Annotated in this window: 9 protein-coding genes and 1 pseudogene; 7 read left to right on the top strand and 3 right to left on the bottom strand. The window is 60.8% G+C overall.

Annotation, left to right across the window (positions count from 1 at the left end):
• Positions 1–721: 721 nt before the first annotated feature.
• The 4 genes from AAFX91_RS34920 to AAFX91_RS34905 all read left to right on the top strand — a co-directional run bounded on the left by AAFX91_RS34920 (position 722) and on the right by AAFX91_RS34905 (position 3,809).
• On the top strand, positions 722–1,318 hold the full coding sequence (locus tag AAFX91_RS34920; protein ID WP_282532486.1) for a redoxin domain-containing protein: 597 nt from the start codon (positions 722–724) through the stop codon (positions 1,316–1,318).
• Positions 1,319–1,627: 309 nt separating this feature from the next.
• The gene (locus tag AAFX91_RS34915) at positions 1,628–1,786 is read left to right on the top strand and encodes a hypothetical protein (protein WP_394569582.1); all 159 of its coding nucleotides are present in this window, start codon (positions 1,628–1,630) and stop codon (positions 1,784–1,786) included.
• 417 nt (positions 1,787–2,203) lie between these two features.
• Positions 2,204–2,485: a hypothetical protein gene (locus tag AAFX91_RS34910; protein ID WP_394569581.1), complete on the top strand. Its 282-nt coding sequence runs from the start codon at positions 2,204–2,206 to the stop codon at positions 2,483–2,485.
• A gap of 562 nt (positions 2,486–3,047) precedes the next feature.
• Entirely contained in the window at positions 3,048–3,809 is a 762-nt protein-coding gene (locus AAFX91_RS34905; protein ID WP_130582230.1) for a DUF4239 domain-containing protein, read from the top strand.
• Positions 3,810–3,914: 105 nt separating this feature from the next.
• On the opposite strand, the gene AAFX91_RS34900 is transcribed toward AAFX91_RS34905, so the two are convergent.
• Together AAFX91_RS34900 and AAFX91_RS34895 are read right to left on the bottom strand one after the other, a co-directional pair.
• Complete coding sequence (locus AAFX91_RS34900; RefSeq protein ID WP_394569580.1) at positions 3,915–5,459, bottom strand: L,D-transpeptidase; 1,545 nt, start codon at positions 5,457–5,459, stop codon at positions 3,915–3,917.
• A 176-nt stretch (positions 5,460–5,635) separates the two neighbouring features.
• A complete protein-coding gene (locus AAFX91_RS34895; RefSeq protein ID WP_394569579.1) occupies positions 5,636–6,544 on the bottom strand; it encodes a LysR substrate-binding domain-containing protein in 909 nt (302 codons plus the stop codon).
• Between the two features lie 112 nt (positions 6,545–6,656).
• Between AAFX91_RS34895 and AAFX91_RS34890 the strand changes: the two genes are divergently transcribed.
• A complete protein-coding gene (locus AAFX91_RS34890) occupies positions 6,657–7,805 on the top strand; it encodes an acyl-CoA dehydrogenase family protein (protein WP_394569578.1) in 1,149 nt (382 codons plus the stop codon).
• 41 nt (positions 7,806–7,846) lie between these two features.
• Here AAFX91_RS34890 and AAFX91_RS34885 read toward each other — a convergent pair.
• Positions 7,847–8,254: pseudogene (locus AAFX91_RS34885) on the bottom strand (SH3 domain-containing protein); the annotation flags it as partial.
• Positions 8,255–8,759: 505 nt separating this feature from the next.
• Here AAFX91_RS34885 and AAFX91_RS34880 point away from each other — a divergent pair.
• A complete protein-coding gene (locus tag AAFX91_RS34880) occupies positions 8,760–8,951 on the top strand; it encodes a hypothetical protein (RefSeq protein ID WP_394569577.1) in 192 nt (63 codons plus the stop codon).
• A gap of 171 nt (positions 8,952–9,122) precedes the next feature.
• A complete protein-coding gene (locus tag AAFX91_RS34875; protein ID WP_130582223.1) occupies positions 9,123–9,305 on the top strand; it encodes a hypothetical protein in 183 nt (60 codons plus the stop codon).
• Positions 9,306–9,608 lie beyond the last annotated feature (303 nt).

Here is a 9,608-nt window from a genome sequence, read left to right as displayed (position 1 = left end):
AAGGCTTCCTCCTAAAAGAAAGCCTTGAATCACGTTCAATCTGATTTGAGAATCCCAAGAGTCCACACGGCCTAGCGATGTCGATCGAATTCAGCCTGCGCCCACCGCCAAACCTTACAGTTGATCGCAAGTCGGACATGTGACGTAGTTCACAAATTAGCCGAACGAAGCGCCAAGCAATTCGGATCTGACAGCAGTGATCGACGTGCTCCAGACGGTGCTCGCGCACCGATAAAACGATCGGCTGAGTGCATGTCCTTGCGGTGCAACAGTCCGGATTTGGCCCCAAAGCCGACCATCGAAAACGCGAGCCTCGCGTGGGTTGCTGAAGGGAATTCTGCTCGATTAGCCTGATGGCCCTCTCAACAGCGGGTTGCTCTTACGGACGCAGGGACCGAATGCCCACGATTTGCGCTGATATTCGCAACCACTGCCGTCTTGAAGGCATTGAGAAGCTCTACTCCAAGCTGCTCATTTGTGCTATCTTTCGGTTGCAGCGTCGCATTGTCCTGAGCTTGGGCGCAAAAATTCACTGCCGATGCAAAGGAAGCGCTGGCCGGCAAGCCCGAACTCACAAATGAAGACGCCGAGGCGCCGGCTGGATCTACAACATCAAGCTCGCCGAGCCTTCTGAACTCGACACGCTTTTGGATCGGGAAGCTTATTTCGCTTACGTGCGGGACCAGGGTTGCGCCACGCATCGAACTAAGGAGCGTTTCATATGCGATCTGACATTGTTCCAGGTGCCATCTTCCCCGACTACGAACTTTCCGACCACACGGCGAAACGCCGTAAGCTCTCCGAACTGCAAGGCCAGCATCCGATGCTGCTCGTCCTCAGCCGCGGCGGATTCTGCCCCAAGGACCGCAGACAGGCTGAAGGGCTTCTTGAACTCCATCGTGAGATGGAGGTTGGCTATTGCCGCCTTGTCACGATCAGCACTGACAACATCACTGAGACGAACGAATATCGCAGCGGTGTCGGCGCTCATTGGCCCTTCCTCTCGGACACCAGGCGTATCGTCCAAAAGGATCTCGATATCGCCGAATATACGGATCCGGCCCACGACCCGATGATCCCCCATGTGATTGTCCTCGAGCCCGGCCTTGTCATTTACAAGATCTACAATGGCTACTGGTTCTTTGGCCGGCCCACTATGGAAGATCTCCGCCAGGATCTACGTGTCGTTACCAAGAAATGCCGGCCAGACTGGGACATCACAACGCCCGAACTCAAGGCGGCGTGGCAGCAAGGCCGCAAGGACCTCTTCTATCCGTACGGCAAAACCTACGCCCAAGCCATCGGTGAACAGGATTAGGAGCGGTGCCTGCGTCAGCAAGGCCGTTGTCCATGAAATATCTCTGCACGGTGGCAAAGCCATCGGCTGTATTTTGATATATTTGACTCATTGTCGTGTGGTGCGCGTATTGCGCTTGGCGCCCAATCATCAGCAGTGTCAGCGTGAGTATTGGGAGTCCGATGATAGCCACTACGCTTTGTGTCACCTCCAGCCACTTCGCTAGATCTCCCAGTTCTGTGATGCTCATAGATCGCCCCTTTCGATGCAGTTTGTGGCGCTATCGACACCTATGCGGTTGCCGCTTACGTTCTCAGTCTAAACGGAAACGTGCCGACGGACAGCAAGCTCGACAAAGAGTTGCTGTCGAAAGTCAAGATGCCGAACCGGGACAGCTTCATTCCGGATCAGGTTTTCAAGCTCGACAGCGAACCCAAGGCGCCGCCCAACCGGGGCAGCGCCTCCGTAAGCTCTCTCGCGCGGGGCTAAGCCGAATCAATTGCGTCCGAGTGGAACGCGACGGGTCGAGTCGACCACCTATTCGCTACTTCACCACCTACGAATGTCCGCGTTTGGGCCCGTAGCCGACATTGGCTGCCTGAGCCGTCAAGGTCCGCTTTCAGATGTAAAGCGGACCTTGCTTGGGATGGGCCTAGCGGCGGCTTCTCTTGGCCGCTTTCCGGAGCCAAGCGCAAATCCGCAAGCGCGATCCGGTGGCCGCATCCGTTTCGCGCAACAAGAGGCTGAACGGATTGGCTTCTTAGGTCTGGATCACTGCTACATAGTTGGTCGCGGCCATACTACTAATGGATGACCCGCTTTGCGCGGTGAACTCCCGTTCACATGACATTTGCATACGAACTCAATTGTAAGCATGCGCTTCTATCGGCCGTGAGGGCTCAAGCCATGACGAAGTACTTTTCGACGCGCATCATGACCGATGTGCTTGTAACCCTGGTATCTGTAGCGATAATCACGATTGCGGCGATATCCCTGGGCGAGCCCATTCGGGCCGGCATCGCTGCTTCTATTCCAACCCCATTCGATCTCGCGATGGAGAGGACGCTCGCTACCGCCCAACCGAGCGAACTGAAGCTTGCCCACGCGCAACCGACATGCCGACTTCGTTCCGCTCCTTTGCAATGGAACGTGGACTGGCTTTTCGGGCCGCCTGTAGATCGCGGTTGATGAGAGCTCGTGAAGCAGCGGTGGCGTCGCTAGAACGCGATGACTTTTCTTCGAATCGTCATCCCACTCTAGCTTTTTGTTTGAGCATGATCTTTTTCGGAAAACCGGTCTCCACTTTTCCGGATCATGCTCTAGGCATCGCCATTTAGCGGCCCAGCCGCCTTTGCTTCGCTACTCGGGACAAGCGGACATCACCGGTTTGAAACCAGGGCCTATTGGAGCCCCCCTGAGACGGGCGGGCCTACTGTATTTCTACGCCGATCGCCGAACTATTTGGTCTACGGGATTTTATCCGTTCTTCGGCAAACGAAAAAAGCAGTGGATTACAGGACCACACGACTTAGCTGTCCGTGAGCGCCACGCTCGTCAGTCGTGACACCCCGTCCACCGCATCTCACCACAACGTTCGTGACGATCGCGACACCCCCCGCATTCGCGCTGAGACGCGCGGGTCCTCGTCCGGTTCTGCTTGAACTTGGTCTCAAGAACGGGTCTTTAGACAAACCCGCATAATCGAAGCCAGGATCAGCATCGTCACCGAGATGGTGGAGCATTCGCAAATATGATGAATCTATCGATTTCGTTGCTTGTGTTCGCGCTGATATTTGGCGGCGCCTTGGCTGGGATGGCCGTTCGGCCGTTGTTGTCGGAACATCACTTGCACTCGGACTCCAAGGACGTCGTAAAGCTGACCGCGGGCCTGATTGGCACACTGACCGCACTCGTGCTGGGTCTGTTGATCGCATCCGCAAAAACCACGTTCGACCAAAAAGCAAACCAGGTCCGGCAGTTGACCGCAACGATCATCCTTCTGGACGATCTGGTTACGCAATATGGGCCGGAAGCAACCCCTGTCCGAAAGCTCCTGCGGGAGAGCATACCACCGATGGCTGATCGCATTTGGCACGAGCAAGCGAACTCAGCCGGGAAACCCGCGCGCTTCGAGTCCAGCGTAGAGGCGTGGACATTCTATAATGAACTCGAACGGCTATCGCCGAACAGCGATATGCAACGTTCCCTGCAGTCTCGCGCCATTGCGGCTTTCACAGATGGCGCACAGATGCGACTGCGGTTGTTTACGCAGGCCGGCAGTTCAATTCCGACGCCTTTTCTGATAATCATGGTATTTTGGCTGAGCGTGATCTTTGTGAGCGCCACCCTGTTCGTGCGGGCGAATATGGTCGTCACCATCTCGCTGTTTGTATGCGCGCTGTCGTTTGCCGGTGCGATCTTTCTGGTTTTGGAGCTGGATGATCCCTTCACGGGACTCATGGGGATTTCAAGCTCGATATTGCGGAGTGCGCTCCCGCCGCTGCACTCGTAGGTTCTGGTGGTTGAAGCAACTTATATAAGGCCGCGGATCCGATCGATCCTGCCCGTCCAGAGGGGCTGAGCAACCAAGCGGCCTGCGCGCGGGGCGGGCCGCGTCTTACCACCAGCGCGGTTGCATCGGTTGATAGTTTTGGCCGGCGCGCGGACGCGGATTGCCAGGTTGGGAGTTCCAATTGGGCTGGAAAAAGAAGCCGAAGCCGTTGTTGTTGCCCCAGTCGTTGCCGCTCGCAACCGGGACATCGACGACCGTAGGCCGGCGCATCTTGAAGCCGCCCTGGGGCTGGTTGTTCAGCACCGCGACGAACTCGGTGCGATAGTTGGTCTCGCGGCTCAGCGGTTCATCCGAGACGACGATCGAGGATCGCGGCAATGCAGTCGGCGCGATGCGATCGAGCACATCCTGCGGGATGGTGATGCGGTCAAGCGCGTTGTTGGCGTCGTCCCCGTTGTCGATCGTAACCGCGGTCCAGCGCAGGCCCGCGTCGTTGCGCGCCATCGCCGTGAACACGTGCGTGCCGATCTGCTTATCGGGATCGCGGATCGTGACCGGAACCTCAATGGTCGCATCGAACACCTCGCCTCCGTCCGGCCACTGCTTGTGAGTGTTGCGCCGCACGTAAAGCTTCTGCGTCGCACGGCTGATGTAGACCGAGACCGGCTCGAGCGCGAGCTTCGCCTCGCTCGCCGCCTTGGCGGTGTCGACCTTCCTGGTCTGGGCCGCTTTGGCGGCGTCCTTTGCAGCGGCGACGGCGGCAAGCTTCGACTTCGCGTCGGCCTTGGCGGTGTCGAGCTGCGTCCCCGCTTCCGTGGCCCTCAGGGCGGCCTTCTCCTTCTGCTCCTCGGCCCGCGCCTTGGCCTCGTCCGTCTTTGCGGCGGCAAGCGTCTTGTCGGCGGACGCGAGCTCAGCATCGGCGCGGGTCTTGAGCCCCTCCAGCTTGCGCAGCGACGCCGTAAGCGATGCTGTCTCGCGCGCCGCTGTCGCGGCGGCTTTCTTCGCCTCGTCGGCTGCCTTGGCGGCCTCGTCCGCCTCGCGGGCGAGCGTCTCGGCACGCGCCGGAGCAGCCGCGACGGCCGCCGCGTTCGGCACGAATAGCACCGGGTGGGAAAACTCGACGGGAGTCGCGTCGTTCGGCGAGATGATCACCCGCATACCGATCCGCGTCTTGTCGAACAAATTCTCCGCAAAGTCGTAGGGCATCCGCACGCAGCCGTGCGAGGCCGCATACCCGGGCAGCGGCCCGCCATGCAGCGCGATACCGTTCCAGGTGATGCGCTGCATGTTCGGCATCCAGGCATCGTCATAGAGGGTCGAGTGGTGGTCCTTGTCCTTCTCGATGACGGCGAAGATGCCGGCAGGCGTCTCGCGTCCCTTGGTGCCGGTCGACACCGGCGCGCGCAGCATCCAGCCCTCGGAGTCATAGAAAGTGACCTGCTGGGTCTTGATCGACACGATCGCCATGATCGGCTCGCCTGCATCGCGCGGCGCCGTCGCCTCGGTGGGCGGCGCAGGGCGCGCCTGTCTCGCCGCGGCGTCGGCGGTCAGCGCCGCCAGTGCGGCCAGCGCCGCGAACGTCACAATGGCGGGCCTCCCCCAACGCCGCGTCTCCACGGTGGATTGCGCCGTGATGAACCGATTTACCATGCCATGTCCCGGTTGAAATGCCTGTCCGCGTCCATCCAGATCAGCGACCAGTCTATTTGACTCACCCCGATACGGCTAGACCGTCTCGATGTCGGCTCCTGACGCGGAACCGAAGTTACGCGCTGCGCCAGGATGTGATGATGTCCCTGGACCGCGACAAGTTCGTGGCGTCGCGTCTACGCCACTGACCGCATCCACGCGGCAAACGCCTCGATGCTGGCTTGCCGCGGATGGTCGGGGACGTGAACGACATAGAAGCCGTAGCCCGGCAGCGCCAGATCGTGCGCCTTTACCAGCGCGCCGCTTTCGATCTCATGGCTCACCACGACGTCGCTGCAGATCGCGATCCCCTGCCCCGCCGCGACCGCATCGATGGCGTGGATCTCCTCGCGGAAGCTCAGGTCCCAATGCTCGGTTGCAGCAGGGATATCCGGGTCCACGGAGCGTGCGACGGCGAGCCATCGCGACCAGCTCGGCGGCTCGCGATCCCCATTCAGCCAGTCGTAATGGATCAGCGGATAGTGCAGGAGGTCGGCGGCGCGCGTGATCGCCGGCACGCCTTCTCTCAATAGCGCGGGGCTGCAGACCGCGAAGAAACTGTCCCGGAAGATTTCCCGCGCAGCCAGATCGGTCGGCATCGTCCGGGCGTAGCGGATCGCGAGATCGGCATCTCCTGCGCGCAAATTGAGCACGGCGTCGGTGCCGATGATCTCGAGCCGGATCTGCGGGTACAGCTTGCGCCATCGCGGCAGGCGCGGCACCAGCCAGCGGCTCGCAAACGCGTTCGGACTGGTCACGCGCAACGTGGTCCTGATGGTCTTTGTCGACACCGCGGTGACGACGGACGCGAATGTATCAAAGCCGTTCCGGATCACCGGAAACAGCCGCTCGCCCGCATCGGTCAGCGCCAGCGGTCGCGGGCGCCGGCGAAACAGCGGCCGTCCACATATCTCCTCGAGAATCCTGACCTGATGGCTGATGGCAGTCGGCGTGACGCCGAGCTCCGCCGCCGCTCCCCTGAAGCTCAGGCGTCGGGCAGCGGCCTCGAAGGCGCGAAGGGATCCCAGCGGCGGGAGCTTTCTCATGCCGGCAGTCTAGATGAATCCAATTCATCCAGCGACTGAGATATTCGACTTTGCCGCGACAATAGCGCCGTGAGACCATTGCGGCCGCCGGTTCAGCAGCATCGGACCCAACATGCGGATCGATCATTCTCCTGTCGTCGCGCACTATCTGGAGGCCATTGCGGCGCTTGCTCCGCTGGTCGCGGAGTTGCGCGAGCAGTTCGATCGCGACCGCCGGCTCCCTCCGGCGATGTTCGCGGCACTCGCTTCCGCCGGGCTGTTCCGGCTGTGGCTTCCCAAGGCATTGGGCGGGCCGGAATTGTCACCGCTCGAATTCATGGCGGTGGTCGAGCACGTCGCCGCGCTCGATGGCTCGCTCGGCTGGATCGTCGGCAATGGTGCGGGCATGAGCCGGATCGGCGGCTACCTCCCCGAGCCGACCGCGCGCCGCTGGTTTTCCGATCCTGGGGCCTTCATCGCGAGCGCAACGGGCGCCATCGGCGAAGCGCTCCCGTCAGACGGCGGCTACCGCGTCTCCGGACGCTGGCCGTTCGGCAGCGGCGCCCATGGAGCGACACTGTTCATGGGTCTTGCCGCCGACAAGACGGATGGCGAAAGCCGGCTCTTGTGTTGCTACATGAACCGCGAGGCCGTCGAACTTGACGACACCTGGCACGTATCGGGTCTCCGTGGCACCGGAAGCTGTCACTTCCAGGCGCGCGATGTACTCGTGCCTGCCGCGCACACGCACAGCTTCCTGGAGCCGAGCCCGTCGCAACCCGGCCTCATGTTCCGCCTGCCGCCCGCAACCCTGTTTCCCTGGACAATAGCGGCCGTGCCGCTTGGGATCGCCCGCGGCGCCATCGAGAGCTTCGTCACCCTGGCCGAAACCAGATCCCGGAGCGGTAACTCGGCCGTGCTTCGCGACCGTGAAACGGTGCAGGCCTGCGTCGGGCGCGCCGAAGCGCTGTACAGGTCGGCGCGGGCCTTCCTTGCCGATGCGATGACGGACCTCATGGAGGACGCCGAGCGTGGCGAACCGACGACGAATGCACGCGCCGCCTATCGCGCGGCATGCGCGAATGCTGCGGAGAGCGCATCGCGGATCGTCCATCTGCTCGCAGCGGACGCGGGCGCGATCTCGATCTTCGAATCCTGCCCGCTGGAGCGGGCGCTCCGCGATATCCAGGCAGCAAGCCAGCACGTGGCGATGAGCCCGAACAATTACGTCATCGCCGGCCGCATCCGCCTCGTTCTCGATCCCGGCACGGCGAGACTTTGAGACGTCGGCGAAGCCCTCGGTGCAACTGAGAACAAGGAGCTTCACGCCGGCTCCAAGACGTCCTCTCGCGCGGCCACATGCTGTTCAGCCGGCGCAAGGAAACTGGCAAAGACGTAGCCGTCGAAAAGACCGTCCGCCTCGAGATCCACGCGTACCCAGGACGGATCGTGGCTGTCAACTTCGATCACGTTCAACTCGGTGCCGGCCGGAAGCGTCTTGTCGGAATCAAAGTTCGTTCCTGGCCCGCCTCGCAATTTGAGACCACCGCGCGCGATCACCACATAGCGTCCGGTCGCAACCGCTCGGCCGGCATCGACGGTGCGGGACAATTTCAGGTACTTAAAAATCCACTCGCCGTAATACTTCCCGTCGCTAAGGTGTCCCTGCTTCAGCCGTTTGGCAGGGTCGTACCTGCTGGTATTGTAGACGATCGCGACCATAGCGAATTCAAGGACAGCATTCGCGTCACCTCCCAGTCCGTCTGAATTTCAAAGGCGCGGGCAGCGTCGGTGCATGTTGGCCGGAGCAACAACCGATCAGTTTTCAGGGGGGTGACGAGGGATCGTTTCGATGGTCAGCTTCGCAAAGCTCCAGTATCGACCGTTTCAACACGATACAGGCAGCGGGCGCGTCCTCGGGTACAGCATCTCGTATTTGCATACGGCAATTTTGACATTGAACCACCCGGACAATAGGCGAGCACACTGCTATGTCGCCTATTTGCTCCTATCCGACCAACGCGACACTCGACCCAGCGTCGGCTGCAAAGGGTGGGTCGGACGTGATCAGACGCAACCAATCGCCGCAAATGACCCACGGAGTTCGAAGGAGATTAGCAACCTTCGCTACGACAGCCCGTTATGTTGGCATCACCGGCAAAAACCACGGGGCTCCGTAGGCACCCGGTGGCTGAGAGCCCGATTGCGCTCCCGCCTGCACAATATGGAGGAGGGCATGATCAAGCGTCGTCGCTTCAGGAACACCACTTTGGAAGAAGTGCTCGCGGACCAGGCACAGCGTCTGGCGAGGGAGGCCCAGGGCATCCCGCTCGGCTACAAGAGGCAGCGACTCGTTCGCAAAGCTCGGCAAGCCGAAACAGCTTCTCACATGATTGATTGGATAATGTCGCCCGGACTGCAGCGCTGAAGTAAGAAGGCCGCCTCAGCAGGCGGCCTCTTTCATTTCGAATGTCATCTGTTGGCCCTTCTCGGACGGGGTCCGCTTTGCGCCAAGGGCTGCCGCTACACGCGCGCCGCGCCTAACCCAATTCCGAAAAAGAGGTAAACGGCCCCAGGGTTACATCCGAGGAGCAACAACATGACCCTACAAATCCGCGAGGTAGTTCCGACCAGGATCGACTGGTGTGTCTCCGCTATCATACGCAACACGATGCCGCCCCGAGATCCCGATGACGACGAAGAGGACGCGGACGACGACCAAGATGACGAAGAGAACGGAACCGACGAAGCGCCGGTCGTGCGCGAGCCGGACGAAGACTAAGCAGGATGCTTTAGGATTGGCATAGCCTGAACTTCGGAGGACATGATCCGCAACCCATGTGCGGCGCGCTGCCTCGGCTTTCAGGGCTCTTCTAATCCCGAGTCATCAAACGGACGACGGTTCTCGGCGGAGCGACCTCTCGGCATTCACTGGTGCAGGAGACGAGCATGACCCTCATATGGCTTGGTGTGCTCTTTGTTTTCGGCGGCGTGCTCCAGATGGTCTTTCGTGAGCGTCATCCGGCGACCACGCACTGAGGGCTGATCTGGTCGGCTAGGAAGATCTCGTGGATTGTTTCGTCAC

This window comes from Bradyrhizobium sp. 31Argb, assembly GCF_043638955.1.
Classification (GTDB): Bacteria; Pseudomonadota; Alphaproteobacteria; order Rhizobiales; family Xanthobacteraceae; genus Bradyrhizobium.
Note: the sequence above shows the minus strand (reverse complement) of the source record. Positions and strands in the feature narration are given on the sequence as shown.

Excerpts from the sequence above, each read along its gene's own strand:
- AAFX91_RS34920 (WP_282532486.1), top strand. The coding sequence starts at position 722 with ATGCGATCTGACATTGTTCCAGGTGCCATCTTCCCCGACTACGAACTT.
- AAFX91_RS34910 (WP_394569581.1), top strand. The coding sequence starts at position 2,204 with ATGACGAAGTACTTTTCGACGCGCATCATGACCGATGTGCTTGTAACC.
- AAFX91_RS34905 (WP_130582230.1), top strand. The coding sequence starts at position 3,048 with ATGATGAATCTATCGATTTCGTTGCTTGTGTTCGCGCTGATATTTGGC.
- AAFX91_RS34900 (WP_394569580.1), bottom strand. The coding sequence starts at position 5,459 with ATGGTAAATCGGTTCATCACGGCGCAATCCACCGTGGAGACGCGGCGT.
- AAFX91_RS34895 (WP_394569579.1), bottom strand. The coding sequence starts at position 6,544 with ATGAGAAAGCTCCCGCCGCTGGGATCCCTTCGCGCCTTCGAGGCCGCT.
- AAFX91_RS34890 (WP_394569578.1), top strand. The coding sequence starts at position 6,657 with ATGCGGATCGATCATTCTCCTGTCGTCGCGCACTATCTGGAGGCCATT.
- AAFX91_RS34880 (WP_394569577.1), top strand. The coding sequence starts at position 8,760 with ATGATCAAGCGTCGTCGCTTCAGGAACACCACTTTGGAAGAAGTGCTC.
- AAFX91_RS34875 (WP_130582223.1), top strand. The coding sequence starts at position 9,123 with ATGACCCTACAAATCCGCGAGGTAGTTCCGACCAGGATCGACTGGTGT.